The organism is Streptomyces sp. NPDC046197 (assembly GCF_040646295.1).
Taxonomy (GTDB): Bacteria; Actinomycetota; Actinomycetes; order Streptomycetales; family Streptomycetaceae; genus Streptomyces.
The window spans coordinates 177,980-194,592 of record NZ_JBEYZY010000015.1; the positions used below are offsets into that span (position 1 = coordinate 177,980).

Annotated in this window: 14 protein-coding genes; 7 read left to right on the forward strand and 7 right to left on the reverse strand. The window is 71.4% G+C overall.

The features are described 5' to 3' along the window. Positions 1-109: 109 nt before the first annotated feature. Both AB0A61_RS22420 and AB0A61_RS22425 read left to right on the forward strand, forming a co-directional pair. On the forward strand, positions 110-883 hold the full coding sequence (locus tag AB0A61_RS22420) for an IclR family transcriptional regulator (protein ID WP_361294789.1): 774 nt from the start codon (positions 110-112) through the stop codon (positions 881-883). Beyond that, positions 880-1,722: an SMP-30/gluconolactonase/LRE family protein gene (locus tag AB0A61_RS22425; protein WP_361294792.1), complete on the forward strand. Its 843-nt coding sequence runs from the start codon at positions 880-882 to the stop codon at positions 1,720-1,722. The genes AB0A61_RS22420 and AB0A61_RS22425 overlap by 4 nt, the downstream gene beginning before the upstream one ends. Before the next feature lie 23 nt (positions 1,723-1,745). Here the strand turns inward: AB0A61_RS22425 and AB0A61_RS22430 are convergent, their stop codons facing one another. From AB0A61_RS22430 to AB0A61_RS22440, 3 genes are all read right to left on the reverse strand, one after another. Further along, a complete protein-coding gene (locus AB0A61_RS22430; RefSeq protein WP_361294878.1) occupies positions 1,746-2,966 on the reverse strand; it encodes an MAB_1171c family putative transporter in 1,221 nt (406 codons plus the stop codon). A 62-nt stretch (positions 2,967-3,028) separates the two neighbouring features. Continuing rightward, positions 3,029-3,634 (reverse strand): toxin-antitoxin system, toxin component family protein, encoded by a 606-nt coding sequence (locus tag AB0A61_RS22435; protein ID WP_361294795.1) that lies wholly within the window; start codon positions 3,632-3,634, stop codon positions 3,029-3,031. Positions 3,635-3,871: 237 nt separating this feature from the next. Continuing rightward, positions 3,872-6,865: a beta-galactosidase gene (locus tag AB0A61_RS22440; protein ID WP_361294798.1), complete on the reverse strand. Its 2,994-nt coding sequence runs from the start codon at positions 6,863-6,865 to the stop codon at positions 3,872-3,874. A 78-nt stretch (positions 6,866-6,943) separates the two neighbouring features. On the opposite strand from AB0A61_RS22440, the gene AB0A61_RS22445 reads away from it, so the two are divergent. From AB0A61_RS22445 to AB0A61_RS22460, 4 genes are all read left to right on the forward strand, one after another. Further along, positions 6,944-7,402 carry an Rrf2 family transcriptional regulator gene (locus AB0A61_RS22445; protein ID WP_361294801.1) on the forward strand — a complete coding sequence of 153 codons (459 nt, stop codon included), beginning with the start codon at positions 6,944-6,946 and terminating at the stop codon, positions 7,400-7,402. 205 nt (positions 7,403-7,607) lie between these two features. Further along, positions 7,608-8,258: a DUF4360 domain-containing protein gene (locus AB0A61_RS22450; protein ID WP_361294804.1), complete on the forward strand. Its 651-nt coding sequence runs from the start codon at positions 7,608-7,610 to the stop codon at positions 8,256-8,258. A gap of 86 nt (positions 8,259-8,344) precedes the next feature. Continuing rightward, positions 8,345-9,826, forward strand: a complete 1,482-nt coding sequence (locus AB0A61_RS22455; protein WP_361294807.1) for a hypothetical protein — start codon at positions 8,345-8,347, stop codon at positions 9,824-9,826. 577 nt (positions 9,827-10,403) lie between these two features. Beyond that, positions 10,404-11,447 (forward strand): FAD-dependent monooxygenase, encoded by a 1,044-nt coding sequence (locus AB0A61_RS22460; protein WP_361294810.1) that lies wholly within the window; start codon positions 10,404-10,406, stop codon positions 11,445-11,447. 134 nt (positions 11,448-11,581) lie between these two features. On the opposite strand, the gene AB0A61_RS22465 is transcribed toward AB0A61_RS22460, so the two are convergent. From AB0A61_RS22465 to AB0A61_RS22475, 3 genes are read right to left on the reverse strand one after another with little or no spacing between them, the layout of a single operon-like run. After that, positions 11,582-11,914, reverse strand: coding sequence for a hypothetical protein (locus AB0A61_RS22465; RefSeq protein ID WP_361294813.1), 333 nt, complete (start codon positions 11,912-11,914; stop codon positions 11,582-11,584). Then, positions 11,904-12,347: an ALF repeat-containing protein gene (locus tag AB0A61_RS22470; protein WP_361294816.1), complete on the reverse strand. Its 444-nt coding sequence runs from the start codon at positions 12,345-12,347 to the stop codon at positions 11,904-11,906. Before AB0A61_RS22470 ends, AB0A61_RS22465 begins: the two co-directional genes overlap by 11 nt. After that, complete coding sequence (locus AB0A61_RS22475; protein WP_361294819.1) at positions 12,344-12,571, reverse strand: hypothetical protein; 228 nt, start codon at positions 12,569-12,571, stop codon at positions 12,344-12,346. Before AB0A61_RS22475 ends, AB0A61_RS22470 begins: the two co-directional genes overlap by 4 nt. Before the next feature lie 269 nt (positions 12,572-12,840). On the opposite strand from AB0A61_RS22475, the gene AB0A61_RS22480 reads away from it, so the two are divergent. Next, positions 12,841-14,658 carry an FG-GAP-like repeat-containing protein gene (locus tag AB0A61_RS22480; protein ID WP_361294822.1) on the forward strand — a complete coding sequence of 606 codons (1,818 nt, stop codon included), beginning with the start codon at positions 12,841-12,843 and terminating at the stop codon, positions 14,656-14,658. Between the two features lie 16 nt (positions 14,659-14,674). Here the strand turns inward: AB0A61_RS22480 and AB0A61_RS22485 are convergent, their stop codons facing one another. After that, entirely contained in the window at positions 14,675-16,447 is a 1,773-nt protein-coding gene (locus AB0A61_RS22485; RefSeq protein ID WP_361294825.1) for a histidinol-phosphate transaminase, read from the reverse strand. Positions 16,448-16,613: the final 166 nt, after the last annotated feature.

Here is a 16,613-nt window from a genome sequence, read left to right on the forward strand (position 1 = left end):
GCGGGCGCAGCCATTGCCGCTGCACCCCACGATGACTAACCTGTGTTCGTCATGCCGACCGCCTGTTGAAATTTCGAACATAGGCCTAGATCAAGGGAGGGGGCCGGTCGTGGGACGCCTCGTACCCGCCGTGACCCGGGCTCTGGACATCCTGGAGCTCTTCCTCGACGGGGACGGGACACTCTCCGCACCCGACATCGTCCGCAGGCTCCAGCTGCCGCGCACCACGGTGCACGAATTGGTCACCACGCTCGCCGCCCGCCAGTACATCGTCCCGGTCCCCGGCCAGCCCGGACGGTACCGCCTGGGGGTGCGCCCCTACCAGCTCGGCAGCCGGTACGCCGAGCAGCTCGACCTCGCCGCCGAGGGCCAGCAGGTCGCCCGCTCGGTCGCCGAGACCTGCGACGAGACCGTGCACGTGGCGATCCTGGAGGACACCGACGTCATCTACATCGCCAAGGTCGACTCCACGCACGCGGTGCGTATGGTGTCCGCCGCCGGGCGCCGCCTGCCGGCCCACTGCACCTCCGTCGGCAAGATGCTGCTCGCCTCCCTCCCCGAGCAGGAGCTTGCCGCGCGCATCCCGGACGGCACCGAGCTGGCCGCGATGACGCCCAACAGCATCACCGACCCGGCCGCGCTGCGCGAGGCCCTCGCCCAGATCCGGCAGCGGGGCCTCGCCGTGGAGAGCCGCGAGTCCAACCCGGACGTCAGCTGCGTGGCCGCCCCGGTGCGCGACCGCACCGGTCAGGTGGTCGCGGCCCTGTCCATCTCCGTGCCCATGATCCGCTGGAGCGAGGAGCGCCGGGCCGAGCTGGAGCAGCTCGCCGTGAAGGGCGCCACCGAGCTGTCCGAGCGCCTCGGCCACCGGAGCATGGGGTGAGGTACGAGGTGGCGGTGCGGGCGCGGGCGGAGCTGGGCGAGGGCCCGACGTGGGACGCGAAGGCCGGGCTTGTGCTGTGGGTCGACATCCTCTCGTCCCGGGTGCACACCTACGACCCCGCCTCGGGGCGGCGCACGGTCCGCACCACCGGGCAGCACGTGGGCGCGGCCAAGCCGCGCGCGGGCGGCGGGCTGGTCCTCAACCTGCGTGACGGCGTGGGCCTGGTGGACCCGGACGGGACGTTCCGCATGCTGCACCGCGAACCGGTGCCGGGCCGCCGTGGCAACGACGCCGCCATCGCCCCCGACGGTTCACTGTGGGCCGGCACCATGCGCTACGACGAGGCACCCGGCGGCGGCACGCTGTTCCGCATCACCGGTGACGGCTCGGTGGAGGTCGTGCTCGACGACGTGACGGTGAGCAACGGCATCGGCTGGAGCCCCGACGGGCGGCGGATGTACTACATCGACTCGCCCACCCGCCGTATCGACGTCTTCGACCACGACCGCGGGCGGGTGGCGAACAGGCGTCAGTGGGCGCTGGTCGAGGAGGGGGCCGGCTTCCCGGACGGCCTCACGGTCGACGCCGAGGGCTGCGTCTGGGTGGCGCTGTGGGACGGCGGGGCGATCCGCCGGTACACGCCCGCCGGCGAGCTGGACCGGGTCGTCGGCCTGCCCGTCGACCACCCCACGGCCTGCGCCTTCGGCGGCGCCGACCTGACAGACCTGTACGTCACCACGGCCCGTACCGGTCTGTCCGCGCCGCACCCGCTGTCCGGCTCGCTCCTGGTGCTGCCGGACGCGGGCAAGGGCCTGCCCCAGCCGGCGTTCGCGGGCTGAACCCTCGCGCGGGGGCGGGCCGGTCACTCGTGTGCGGGCACGCTCTCGGCCGGGGCGGCGGCGCGGGCACGCACCGCCTCGACGACTTCGGGACGGCGAAGGGCGCGCGACACGGCCTGGATCTCACGCATCAGGTAGGCGGTGTCCGGGCCGGACGGGGTGGAGGCGCTGTCCGTGTCGGGGCACCGCTGCCGGGCGGCCACGGCGTCCAGGACGGTCACGGCCGCGGCGAGCACCTTCGCCCGGCCCGGATCGGCACCCAGCGCCAGGGCGGCGTCGTAGGACCGGATGCGCAGGTCCTCGTCCAGGTGCCGGGACAACTGCAGGAGCGCGTCGCGGATGAACGTCTCCCGGCGGATCAGCCGCAGCTCCGAGGTGGCGCGCGGGGCGAAGGGCTCGCGCCCGCCCGTCACGGTACGCATCAGCAGATAGAGGGGCCGCAGGCGCCGGTGATCGAGCCGGACGCGCCAGCGCTCGTGCAGGTACTGGCCGACGTGCGGGACGATGAAGCCCACCGCGACCAGGGTGGCGGAGACACAGGCCGCCGACGGCGCCAGGTCGCTGCTCAGCCAGTCCAGGTCGTGGCCGGTCCACCGGGCCACCACGGCGGTGAGCTTGGAGGCGTCGAAGAACAGGTTGCTCGCGTAGCCCATGCCCAGGAGCCTGAGCCCCCAGCGCAGCCAGGCGTCGAGGCCGTCGGTGCGGATCCAGTTCCACAGGAGGCGCGCCGTGATCGTGCAGGCCGTGGCGTGGGCGAGAAGGTAGAGCAGGATCTCCTCGCGCATGAACGGTGTGTTGGCGTAGTACGTGTCCAGGTCCCGTAGCCGCTCCACCGGGACGTCCGCGAGCGCGAAGAGCACCCACAGGGCGACCACGACACCCGCGTAGACGGACACGACCAACCGGGTCGCGCGGCGGGTCTGGGCCGAGCGGTCGGCGAGGTCGTTGCGCCAGGCGATGATCAGCAGCAGCCAGCAGGCGCAGAGTGCGGTGAGCAGGGAGTACACCCACGGGGCCGAGATGTTCGGCACGCCGGTGACCCCGTTGATCCAGTGGATCGTCCTCGGCGCCGCGAAGACGAACACCGCGCAGCCGAAGAGCAGCAGGCCGCCGACGGCGCGCAGCAGCGGGTCCCGCCACATCTTGACGATGCTGGGCAGTTTGATCACCAGTGCGGCGGTCAGGACCGCGGTCGGCAGCCAGAAGGAGACGTACAGTCCGTTGAAGAGGCGGGTGGTGTCCAGCGCGAGTGGCGCCGGGCCAGTGGCTAAGTGAAGGCACGCACCGACCGGTTCCAGGGCCTTCGTCACTGCGCCGCACCTCCACGGCCGCGGTAGCCCAGCGACCGCTGCACGGGGTCGGGGGGCGTGCCGGAGCCGGGCCCGCAGACGTAGGAGCGGAACACGGTGGCCAGCCGGTGGCCGAAGTCGTCCGCCTCGGCCTCGTCGGCCTCCCGGGAGCCGTTGCGCGCCGCCACCGTCAGGACCGCGTCGCGCCAGCCGGGCGCCTCGCCCAGGGCACGGGCGGCCGCCGCACCGGCCATGTGGTGGTGCCGGTGGCCGGCGTGCAGATGCCACAACTCGTGTCCCAGGATGACCAGTTGCTGTGCGCCTTCGGCCCGCTCCTCCACGATGACCAGGTCGAAGTCCTGGAACTCCACCCACAGACCGGTCACTTCTATCTCGTTGGGGAAGCGCTCGAAGCGCAGCTGCACCGGCCGCCCGGCCCGCCGTGCGCTCATCTCCTCGCACAGCGCCTGGCACAACTCGGCCAGATCGGCGGGGGGTTGTGGCCGGGCCCGGACCGCGGTGGCGAGGGCGGCGGCGAGGCCGCGCCGCCCCGTGCCGTGCCGTGCGCGCCGCAGCCCGGCGGCGATCCGGGCCGTCCCGCTGCGCACGCCCGCGAAGTCCATCGCTCCCCCCTCACCCCGGTCGGCGGTCCGAGCCTACGCGGCCGGATGTGCTGGCGTCATGCGATCGGACGGCCGTTCGCCCCCGGCGCGGATGCCCGTGACACCACGGCCGAACCCGAGCGGTCGGCCGGGGATGTCTCCGCCCCGGCGGCCGGGACGTCACCGTCCGGCGAGGCTCCCGGCGTCACCGTCCCGGCGAGGCTCCCGGCGTCACCGTCCGGGGCAAGGCTCCCGGCGTCACCGTCCCGGCGAGGCCACCGGCGTCACCGGCACTCCACCGGCCGCGCTGCCCAGCAGCGTCAGCCGCACCTGCCCCGGACCCGACAGCGTGGTGAACTCCGACAGGACCGCCAGGGCCAGTGTGTTGCCGCCGCGGGTGCGCAGGATGCCGTTGGGCAGGACGAACGTGTGCTGCGGGCCCACGTTGTTGATGTACTGCCCCATGTTCCAGCCGTTGAGGAAGATCTGGACGCGGTAGGCGCGGTACGGGTCGTCGTCCAGCGTGAGGCCGATCGAGGCGTCCACGCCCGGGTCCACGTCCAGCGTGAAGGTGGTCCGGTACCAGGTCACGCCCTGCCGCCGCACGGTCCGCGGGAAGTCCACGGACTCCCAGTCGCGGTCCGCGAACCCCGGCAGGTGCCAGCCCTCTCGCTCGCCGTACAGCCCGCCGTTGTTCTGCGGCCCGCGCACCGGATCGGGCGCGGCCTCGCCCTGGATCCGCCAACGCACCCGTGGCGCGGCCCCCGTGAAGCCGGCCGCCGTCAGTCCGCGCGCCGCCTTGTGCGTGTCCTGCGCCCTGCCGTCCTGGTCGTGCTGCATCCGCCGGACCAGGACGGACAGCACGTGCCGTCCGGGGGTGCGCAGCCGCTGCCGTACCGGGAAGGTGGCCGTGTCCGTCCAACTTCCCTTGCGGACCGTGCTGTTGTCGGGCACCGGCATGCGGTGCGTGCCCAGCGGCTCACCGTCCAGCCAGGCCATCAGCAGTCCCTGCGTGCCGGTGCCGTAGGCGAGGGCGACCTCCTCGATGCCGGTGGCGTCCGTGAACGTGCCCCGGTACCAGACGTCCCCGTAGTGGAAGCCGTAGTCGTCGGCGAACAGCACCGGCTGTCCCTCGGGCACCGGTGTCGTGCTGAAGGAGGACCTCCGGTCGGCCACCTGCCAGGAGGAGTCGTCGAAGCTGGGCCCGGCCTCGGGGTTCTCGGTGCGCATCCGCCAGCCGCCCAGCGCCGGCAGTCGCACCGCGGGCACTCCGGGCAGCGCCGCGCCGGTGGTGTGCAGGCTTCCGGTGCCGCGCGGCAGCACCCGCACCGGGCGCCCGTTCCATGTGACGCTCTCGATGCCGCGCGGTCCCCACACCTCGAGCCCCGCCGGTGCCACGGTGTCGCCGGTGAGATGGACCGTGGAGCCGCTGAGGGCGGCGGTGCGCAGCAGCGCCGGTCCGTGGACCAGGAGCGAGCCGGCCGGGGTCTCCCGCGGCCACAGGCGCAGGGAGTCCGCCTCGTCGGCGAAGATCAGCAGCAGTGGCCGGTCCACCCCGTCGCCCTGGACCAGCACCTGGACCAGTCCGCCCGCGCCGATGCCGCGGCCGAGGCCGGAGCCCAGCGGAGCGGTGACGTGCAGCAGACCCTGGTCGTAGACGTACCCGGACTCCTGGTCCAGCTGCGTGACCCGCGGCTCCTCGGCGCACTCCAGCGCCACGTGGGCCATCTCGCCGTGCCACCCCGTGAACACGGCGATGTCCAGCCGCCCGGCGGACAGGAACAGCATCGGCTGGGCGGTGCCGTGGCGCAGCCTGCGCTGTCCCAGGGACAGCCCGGTCACCAGCAGCCGCGCGTCGCGGGCCGGCACGGTGACCGGCAGGTCCTGCCCTGCGGCGGGCAGGGTCGAGGAGACCTTCTTGCCGCTGTCGTTGCGCAGCACGTAGACGTGGGCGCCGGTGTCCGGGTTGGTCAGGTGGTAGACGGTGAGCCCGGCCGCCTTGACGTCGGCCGCCCGGTCCAGCTTGGCGAAGTCGGGGATGCGCTGCAGCATGTGCCCGATCTGGTGCATCGCCACCAGCTTCTCGGTCGGCTGCCGCCCCTCGTCGAAGGCCGCCCCGTAGTCGTACGACGTGTAGACGACCGGCGCGGGCAGCCAGCCCCAGGAGGTGCCGCCGAAGCTCATGTACACGTTGTGCAGGGTGATGCCGTTGGCGAGGTTGGTCAGGTGGAAGCGCCGCTCGTAGGCCGAGTCCCGGGTCCGCCGCGACTCGGCGTACCCCTTGCCCCGGAAGAAGACCCCGCCCCACGGATCGAACCAGCCACCCCCGAACTCGGGAATGAAGCCCGGGGTGGTGGGGCTCGCGGTCGACCCGCCCGTCGGCCCCCCGGTCCCGAAACGCCCCCAGTCGGGCGGGGTCTGCGACGGTGCGGGATACCCGTCGAAGCCGTACAACCAACGCCCGCTCTCCCCGCCGGTGTCGAAGGACCCGGGTACCCAGTGGCCGTTGCGTCCCTTGTCGTTGTGGAACAGCGGTACGTCGATGCCGTCGGCGCGCACCTTCTTGTAGAGGTGTGCCATGTAGGCGCGGCCGGTCGGCTCGTGGACGTGGGCGTCGTACTCGTTCTCGATCTGGTACAGCAGGACCGTGCCGGTGCCCCGGGTGAACAGGTGCCGGGCGGCGATGGCGTTGACGTGGGTGAGCCACTCGTCGGCGTACGCCAGGTACGTCGGGTCGTCGGTCCGGGCGGTGCCCCTGGTGGCCGTGAGCCAGCCGGGGAAACCACCCCCGTCGACCTCGGCGTTGATGTAGGGGCCGGGGCGCAGGACGACGTACAGACCGGTCTCGGCGGCCGTGCGCAGGAACAGGTCCAGGTCCCGGACACCGGTGAAGTCGTAGTGCCCCGGGGCGGGGGAGTGGTAGTTCCACGACACGTAGATGCTGACGGCGTTGTAGCCGTGCGCCCGCATCTTCTGCAGCACGTCCCGCCACAGGGAGGGACTGGGCAGCCGGAAGGGATGCATCTCGCCGGACCACAGGACCAGCCGGCGGCCGTCGACCAGCAGCGAGTAGCGGTCGAAGCCGATGGTGTGCCGCTGCCCGTCGGCGCTCGGCGGCGCGGGCGGCGGCCCCGTGGGTACCGAGTGCGCCGCGTAGGCCGTGGGTGCCCCCGGCCCGCCGCTGCCGCCCAGGGCCAGTCCGAGCGCGGCGGTGCCGGTGAGGGCGCCGAATGAACGTCTGCTGAGCGCCAAAGCTGTGCCTCCCGGGCGGCGATCTTACGGGGCGCAGGTGCCGCCATTCTCCACGGGGGCGAGGCCCACAATGGTCCCATGAGGATCTCGGCGCGGGCGGACTACGCGGTACGGGCGGTTCTGGAACTGGCCGTCCGGCAGGAGGACGGCCCGGTGAAGGCGGAGGCGATCGCGGCGGCGCAGGGCATTCCGCACAAGTTCCTGGAGGGGATCCTCGGCGACCTGCGGCGCGCGGGCGTGGTGACCAGCCGGCGCGGCGGGGGCGGCGGTTACGGACTCGCCCGCGAGGCCTGCGCGATCACCGTGGCGGACGTGATCCGCGCGGTCGACGGCCCGATCGTGTCGGTGCGCGGCGAACGGCCGACGGGCCTGGCGTACACGGGATCGGCCGAGCCCCTGCTGCCCCTGTGGATCGCGCTGCGCGCCAATGTGCGCAAGGTCCTGGAAGGCGTCACGATGGCCGACATCGCGGCGGACGCCCTGCCGGAGCCGGTACGGCGACTGGCGGCGGAGCCGGCGGCCTGGGAGAACCCGTAGCCGCAGTGAAAGGAACGCATGTGTGAATGGCCGGAGAGTGACCTTCTCCGGCCGCGGGCGGCTGCGTACGATTCGACCGCTCCCGGCCTTCACAGTGCGTCCATGGTTCCTCCACGGGCGGGAGTGTCTGTACGTGTCTATTGGCATGTACATGGCGCACACGCGGCACATGCCCTGTAACCCCCCACTGAACGGATGGAGAACCATGGCTGGTGGCCTGCTCATGAGTGGCGCGATCGCCGCGCTCCTGACCACCGCGCTTCCCGCGCACCCCTCGTCCCCCGTGCTCGACAACCCGCCCCCGGACAAGATCGTCATCGACGTGGCCACGGTGAACGGCTCCGGCTGTCCCCAGGGCACGACCGCCATCGCCGTCTCCCCGGACAACACGGCCTTCACGGTCACCTACAGCGACTACCTCGCCCAGGCGGGCGGCAACTCCGACCCCACGGCGTTCCGCAAGAACTGCCAGCTCAACCTGATCGTCCACGTACCGCAGGGCTTCACGTACGCCGTCGCCAGCGCCGACTACCGGGGCTTCGCCTCGCTCCAGTCCGGCGCGAACGGCACCCAGAAGGCCTCGTACTACTTCCAGGGCTCCTCCAGCACCGCGGCCCGGACCCACCCCTTCAGCGGCCCGTACAACGACAACTGGCAGGCCACCGACAGCACCGACTGGGCCCAGCTGGTCTGGGCACCCTGCGGAGTGCTGCGCAACTTCAACATCAACACCGAGATCCGGGTCAACGCGGGCACGACCTCGCCCGGCAAGGTCAGCTTCATGACGATGGACTCGACGGACGGCGACATCAGCACGGTCTACCACCTGGCGTGGAAGCACTGCCCGAACTCCTGACGCGAGATCGGGGGGCGGCCCGGTGACGGGCCGCCCGTTCTCCGTGGCGGGGCAACCGGAGGCCGATCTCGATGGTCTGACGACACATGGTTACTCGCTGGGCGAGCAGGAAACGGCGATACGCGACCGCGGGCTGCGCCGCGGCCCTGGTCGCGGCCCTGGTGTGGGGCACGGCGGCCCTGGCCACGGGCGGCACGCACGGACCGCGGGGCGCGGACGGAGCACACGGTACGCACGCGGCCGCGACGACGAGCCGCCGGTGGACCCCGACTCCGACTGCGGCTCCGGCGGTGTCCGCCGAGGGCGGCCTTGAGCTGCGTTCCGCGCCGAACGTCTTCTACCTGCCCCGGTACAACCCGCGCGGCAAGCAGCAGTACGCCCCCGAGTACACCGTCGTCCTGAAGGCGGCACCGGCCTCAACCGGCGGGGGACAAGGGGCGGTCCGCAAGGTCGAGGTGGCCCTCGACCTGTCCGCCTTCGCGGGGAAGGCGGAGATCTCCTTTCTGAACAAGGCCTACAACTGCGTCCGTTCCGGCTTCCGGGTGAACTGCGCGCTCGGCGACCTCAGGCCCGGTCAAGAGCCCAGGTTCGCTCCGTTCTCCGTGACGCCGAGCCGCGGGGCGGCGGCCCTGGGACCGGCCGGAACCATCCGCATGACGGTACGCGCCGCCGGCACGCCCACCATCCGGCACACCACCCGCCTGGTCGTGGGCACCCCGGACCTGACCGCCCGCCAGGACTACAAGCGGCTCACCAACGCGCGTCCAGGGGACGAGATGCCGCTCACGCCCGCCTTCGGCAACAAGGGCGACATCGGCATCGAGGGCGGCATCAGCGTCCTGGTGACGGCGGAGGAATCCACCCTTGTGCCGCGGTACGGCAACTGCCGCTACGACAAGGCGACAGGGGCCACCCGGGCGCAGTGCGACTTCCCCGGGCCGCTGCCCGCTGGGGCGGCGTACGAGACCGACGGACCCGTCACCGCGGTCGTCGGTCAGGCGGCGCGGACCGGCAGCGTCTTCTACACCGTGGCGCGCACCATCGACATCGACGTCCTCGCCGAGCTGCCCGAGTCGGCACCGCACGGCAGCGGTGCGCCGCTGCGGCTGCGGCCCGTCGACGGCGGCGCGTTCACCGGGGACGGAGGCGCACCGGGCGAGCGGGCCATCGGTGGCGCGGTGACCTTCGAGACCACCCGGAACAACGACCTGGAGGCCGTCGGCTTCACCATCAAGGGCAAGGTCGGCTGGACCTTCGACGTGGTCGTGCCCTACCCGAAGGGCACCGGCTGGGACGGCACGATGTGGGTGACCCCACCCGAAGGCGTCAGCGTCATCGACGTGCCCCCGGGAGACCACGAGAGCGACATCCCCTACTGCTCCCCGCCCCTGACGAAGGGCGGCCCCGCCGCCTGTCACGGCCCGACCCCTCCCGGCACCGTGATGCGCGTACACATCGACAAGTGCGTCGAGGGCGCCCACGGCAGCGTGAAGGTGACCTCCGACCCGACCACCGACCCGAACCAGGACGACAACTCGGCCCCGGTGACGATGGAGTACGTCATCTAGCGGCGCAGGTCGATGATGAAGCTGAGCGCGCGCGGCGGCTTGCCCCGGGTCGGCAGCAGCCCTTGCCGGGCGAGGCGCGCAGCGATTCGCCCGCCGAGCCGGACGCGTTCCGCCGCCGGGCAGGACGGTGCGCGCCGCGGTCGACCTGCGGGGTCTGTCCCGGGCGTGACTACGGGTGACCACGGGTGATGGAGAGCCCTGGCGCGCCCGAGGTCCACGGCTCCGGCCTCACTGATGGGCAGGAAGTACTTCACCTGCCACGCCCGGGTGTTGCGGGCCTGGCGGTTCGTCCCGTTGCCATTCCCCCATCCTGCCGGCACGCCAACCGAACGGATGTCCGCCCCTCGCCGGTACTCGACGACGGGGGCGCCCGCCGGTTGGCTTCCGCCGGACCTGTTCCTCGAACGCCCGGAGGCCGGAAAGGAGCTTGACCAGGTGCGCGACCAACTCCCCGAGGATGCCGTCGCGCCGTGGGAGACGGCATGAACTCGCGCCGCTTGGCCGATTCCCCTGTTGATCACCGGCCCGGACTGTTCGAGGCTGAGGCTCTTGCCCAGAACGAACAACGGGGGTTCGCATGAAGGTCCTCATCTCCGGCGCGAGTGTCGCCGGTCCGGCCCTGGCTCACTTCCTGCACCGTGACGGACACGAGGTGACCGTGGTGGAGCGCGCTCCGGAGCTGCGCGACAGCGGCTACGCCGTCGACTTCCGGGGAGCGGCGTTCGAGGTGCTGGAGGAGATGGACATCCTGGAGGAGGTGCGCGCGCACGCCACGGGTATGCGTGGCACCGACCTCCTGGACGCGGACGGCAACCGCGTCGGCGAGCTGCCGGCCGAGGTCTTCGCGGGGGAACTGGAGGTTCCCAAGCGTGACTTGACCCGCATTCTGCACGAGCTCACGGCAGACTCGGTGCGCTATGTCTTCGACGACTCGATCAACAGCATCGAGCAGGAAGCGAGCGGTGTGCGGGTCGGCTTCGAGCGCGGCGAGCAGGACGTGTTCGACCTGGTGGTCGGCGCGGACGGCATCTACTCCGTGGTGCGCCGCCTGGTCTTCGGCCCGCATTCGGAGGCGATTCGGCACCTCGGTCTCTCGGGCGTCGGGTTCAGCACGGCCAACCACCTGGGCCTGGACCACCGGGGCGTGCTGCAGCAGACGCCCGGCAGGGCCGTGTACATGGTCAGTACGGCGGATCGCGACCGGATGGCCGTCAGTCTGTCCTTCGCCAGCGACTCGGCGGAGCTGGACCTGCTGGACCGCGCGGAGCAGGAGCGGATCACCCGCGAACGAATGGCGGGCGCCGGCTGGTTGGTGCCCCGGCTGCTGGAGGACATGGCCGCCGCCTCGGACTTCTACTTCTCCTCGGCCTGTCAGGTGCGGCTGGACCGCTGGCACGAGGGCCGGGTCGTCCTGCTGGGCGACGCCGGTTACTGCGCCGCCCCGACCTCGGGGATGGGCACCTCCCAGGCCCTGATCGGCGCCCGCACCCTCGCCCGTCACCTCGCGGACACCGGCAACGACCACACCAAGGCCTTCGCGGCCTACGAGCAGGAGCTGCGCCCGTACGTGACGCAGAACCAGGAAATCGGCAGCGAGGGGGCGCGACGCTTCGGCGCCTGACCGGCAGCGTCGCGGACGGGGTCGCTGCGTCGCGAGCGGCCCCGTCCGCAGCGCCGGATGACACCCTCGCCGCCGACGTTTGCTGTCAGCGTTGCCAAGCCATAGAACGACCTGGCAAGAGGGCTGTGGCCGAGTTATTCCAACCTTCCGAGAACTCCTTCAGGGCTCCCTGCAGCCATAATCCCGTGCAAGGATTTGACCATGGCTTCAACTCCGCCTTCCGGAAGGATCACAAGATCCGGACACTGGAAATATGAACCACCGAAGTTCTCCCCGGTCTCTTTCCAGCGATTCATGACCCTTGAGATTTCCCCGAGTGTCATGAATGTGGCACTCCACCTTGTCCCGTCGGGAAGCCTCAACTCGGCATCGACGTTCTCGACTGTCTCGGCCTGATCGTCAGCACCCAACATGAAGAGCGCCGTGAACTGGGGATTTCTGACGACGTGGAAGAGATTACTGCCCATAGAGCTGCTTCAACCTCGCAATTACCTTGGCTTCAGCCTGGGCGGCGGCTTCCTGGACCCGGTTGTCCGTCTCACGCGCCGTGTACTGGCCCTCCGCGAGGAACTTCGCCACGTCCTCGGGCGATCTCTGCAGCGCCGCCTTGCCCGCGTCCCTCACCCCAGGGCCACCGAGGTTGATCACCCTCGACGCCTCGACGCGCTGGTCCTGCTCCAACGGGGCCTTCCAGCCCCCGCGCAGGAACGCGGTCACATCGTCCGCATTCTGCGACGCAAGCGCGGTCTTCGCCGCCTCGCGCACAGCCGGACCGCCGGCGTTGATGATCCGACTGACGTCCACGCGGTCATCGACGGCCTGGAGGACGGGCTCGTCACGGATGAACGCACGGATCTCGTCGTCACCGCCGAGCAGCGCCCGCTCAGCGGCTTCCTTCACCCACTGCCACCATCGCGCCAGTAATCCACCACGAGCTCGCGGTCGGGAAAGACGACCGAGTCGTCGTCCGCTGCCGTGGCCGGTGAGGCCCCGAGGAGTCCCGCTGCCAGAGCCAGCGGCAGCAGTCCGGCGGTCGCACCGCGTAAGACGGTGCGGCCCCGGGCCCGCATGGGCTCACTGGCCCGGCCGTACGACGCCCGCACGGGGCGCCAACGCTTTCTCATGCAAAGTCCTCTTCATACCTGACGGCTCCGCGAGGTCTTGGTGCGTCAGCCTTTTCCCCGGCGTGGACGCCAACGGCCTGCACGACCAGATCCGCCTCGCAGCAGCCAACTGACCCGCTCCGTCATGGCTCTAGAAAGGCGGACCGACCCCTTCAACAAACGTCCCTCACCCACCCGCACAACCGGACGCGCACCCTGCCGTCCGGCGTGCCTGACTGGAGCATCTTTCCTTGCATAGAACACGAATACGTTGTGGCTCACTCGCCGTAATGTGCACCGCACTGCTGCTGGGCAATGCCGTATCGGCCTCAGCCGCCGGCCGGGCCACTCCCGTGCCGAGCCCCCGGACGTCCGCAGCCTCGTCCCCGGTCGGCAACGGCAATGCAAACGGCAACGGCAACGGCAACGGCAACAGCGACTGGACGGTTCAGGACGCCCTCCGTTTCTGGACTTCGCAGCGCATGGACTCGGCCACCGACCCGTCCGGACGTACCGCCCCACCGCCGGCCTCGGTGGCACCGCGCGTCAAGCGGCCCACCGCACGGACCGACGGCGTCCACTTCGCCGGTGTCAAGTCCGTCGGCGTGCTCTTCAGCACGGACAAGGACATGAAGGCGCACTACTGCACGGCGAGCGTGGTGCGCAGCGCGGGGCACGACCTGATCCTGACCGCGGGGCACTGTCTCGGCAGCCGGGCGGCGTTCGTCCCGATGTACGACCACACCAAGTCGGCCGCCGCTCAGCCGTACGGGATGTGGCCGGTCAAGGAGTGGTTCCGCGACCCGCAGTACGCCTCCGACAAGAGCTCCAACTCCGACCTGGACTACGCCTTCGCGAGCCTGACGGACAACGGCGGCCGCAACGTCGAGGACGTCGTGGGAGGCAACACCCTGGTCCCCACGCCGGGCTTCGTCAACCAGGCGACCGTCATCGGCTACCCGATGATCAGGTACGACACGCAGGACCTCGCGGTGCGCTGCTCCGGCGTACCGACGGCCGCGGTTCCGGCGTACAACCAGATGCAGATCGACTGCGGCGGCATGTGGGGCGGGGTCTCCGGTGGACCGTGGTTCGCCTCCTTCGACCCCTCGGGCGACACCGGCCAGATCATCGGCAACGTGGGCGGCTTCAACGCGGGCGGGCCCGATGTGCCCGCCAGTGACCCGCGGTACAACCGGATCACCTACAGCCCGCTGCACGGGGACCGGTTCTTCCAGCTCTACGACGACGCGCAGCACGGCCTGCACGCCGACCGCGGCCCCTACCAGCAGCCGCCCCTGCCCTACTCCATGGGCCGGGGCGAGAGCTGGAAGCACGCCAGACTCATGGCCGCGGGCGACTTCAACGGCACCGGCCACAGCGACCTGATCGCGGTGCGGGACGACGGCACGGTGACCCTCTACGCCGGCGACGGCAAGGGCGCCTTCGTCTCCGAACGGCAGCTGCGCGCCCCCAACACGACGTGGGCGCACGCGGCGAGCATCACCGCGGGCGACTTCACCGGATCGAACCGCTTCGACCTCATGGTGCGCTGGACCGACGGCGAGGTCACGCTCTACGGCGATGTCGGCGCCAACGGTCTCAACAATTCCGGCACGCGCATGATCGGCCCCAACCCCACCTGGCGGCGCGCCACCCAGATCGTCGCGGGCCGCTTCAACGCCGCGACCTACGTCACCGACCTGATGGTGCTCTGGTCCGACGGCAAACTCACCCTCTACACCAATGTGAGCGCGGGCGAGTTCGGGCCGCCGCATCAGCTCGCGGCGCCCAACTCGGTATGGAGGAACGCCACTTTGCTCGGCAGCGGCGAGTACTCCGGCGGCCGGAAGTGGGACCTGATGGCCAAGTGGCCCAACGGTGAACTCGACACCTACACCGGCCCCACGCTCTCCTCCGTGGGCACCAAGGTGCGCGTCCAGAACGCCGACGGTCTCGGCAACGCGGTCATGACCACCGGTGACTTCACCGCCGACCACCACACCGACGACGTCGTCGCCCTCCGCCCCAACGGGGAGACGGCGATGTACACCGACACCGGCGCCGATCACCTCGGCAGCGAAGTGGGCCTCGTTCCCCACGGATGAACCGTTGACGGCACCCTTACCCCGCCTGCCCCATCCCCGCCGCATTCGGCCAGGCCTGGGGGCTCGGCCAGCCTGTTGGCGGGGCCGGGGTCAGGCCGGGCACGGGTGTGCCGGGGGCCGGTGGGGCGGTCATGCCGCGGACCTGGGCGGCCGTGAGGCCGCCGCGGGCGGGGACTCCCGGTGGCGTGGGGCCGGTCGCCGCGGCGGCGGCGGGCACCGGTGAGGACATCGGGGGCTGGACCGGCGCCGGGAACTGCTGCGGTGCCGCCGGGGTCAGCGGCTGCGCCGGAACCGGGGCGGGAGCCGGAAGCGGGGCGGGGGCCGGCACAGGAGCGGGTACCGGTGCCGGGAGCGGAGCCGGTGGCTGGGGTGCGGCGGGCTGGGCTGCCGCCGGCATCGGCATCACGCCGGCCGGCTGCGCCGCGGGTGCGGCGGAAGCGGCGGCGGGGAGCGGCATGCCGGTGCCGGCGGCCGGGGCGGCGGCCGGACCCGGGGTGGGCCCGGCGCCGGGGGACGAGGTCGCGGCCAGGCCCGGCCCCGGCGCCGGACCCACCCCGGCCCGGGGCGCAAGCTCCCGCATGCCCGCCCCGTTGGTCTCGTTCATCAGCCGGTCCACCGCCGCCGTACCCGAGCTGTAGCTGGTCCCTGTGCCCAGCTCGGGTACGGCGGCTCCCCTCCTGGTCCCGTAGAGCACCTGCTCCAGGCCGGACACCAGGCGACGCACGTCCACCTGGGGGCGCACCACGAGGCGCAGGAAGCGGCTGGACGAACCGATCTTGTTGCCGCACTCGCGGACCAGGATCCGGTGCTCGGTGAGCAGCCGGTCGCGGACCACGGTGCCCTCCGCGCCCACGGGGAGGCGCACGAAGAGGAAGTTGCCCTGGGACGGGTAGACCGTCAGGCCGGGCAGTGCGGACAACTGGCTGGCCATCTCCAGGCGGTCGCGGCGCACCTGCTGGAGACTGTGCTGGTATTCGGTGCCGTGCTCCCTGAGCATGAAGACGACGTGCTCGGCGAAGGAGTTGACGTTCCACTTCGGCAGCATCGAGCGGATCCGGCCCGCCAGCGCCGGGTTCGCCACCAGGTAGCCGAAGCGGATGCCGTGCAGCCCGAAGTTCTTGCCGAGGCTGCGCAGCACGATCACGTTCGGGCGGAGCATCGCCTCCTGGACCACGCTCGGCTCGGCCTCGGCGTCCGCGAACTCCAGGAACGACTCGTCGATCACCACCAGGTCCAGGTCGGCCATGGCGTCCATGAACTGCACGAGGCTGTGCCGGTGCAGGAAACCGCCGTCGGGGTTGTTCGGATTGCAGACCACCGCGACCCGGGTCCCGCGGGTCCGGATGAAGTCGGCGTACTGCGCGAGGTCGAGCGCGAAACCGGCGGACTCCTGGAGCGGGAACATGTCGACCCGCTTTCCGGTCTCCATGGGCTGGTCGGTCCAGCGGCCGAAGGTGGGGACGGGGACGGCGAGGGACTCGCGGACCAGCAGGTGGTCGATCCAGGTGATCAGCTCGGTCGAGCCGTTGCCCATGGCCACGCACTGCGGCGGCAGTTGGAGGAGGCTGCACAGTTCGGCCGTGATCGTGTCGGCGCCGCTCGGGTAGTACGTGATGATGTCGCGCAGCCTGCCCGCCATCTCCTCGAACATGGCGGGGGTGGGGAAGTAGGGGTTGCAGGGGATGCAGAAGTCCACGGGACCGGTCCCGTCGCTCTCCCGCGCCAGGGCCGCCATCGACGGGCTGTGGGCCGCGACGCCGCGGAACAGCGAGGTGACGTTGTCGGCCATGGAACCTCCGTGGGGGGCGGGCCCGGCAGAGCGGGGACGGCCGGGCCCGTCGTCTTTGGGTGGCCCGCGCGGGGGAGCACGGGCCACCCATGGATACGGAGGCGCACGGGGCGCCGTTCAACTCATGTGAGGGAAGTGTGTCCGTCCGGGGACGTTCCAGGGACCT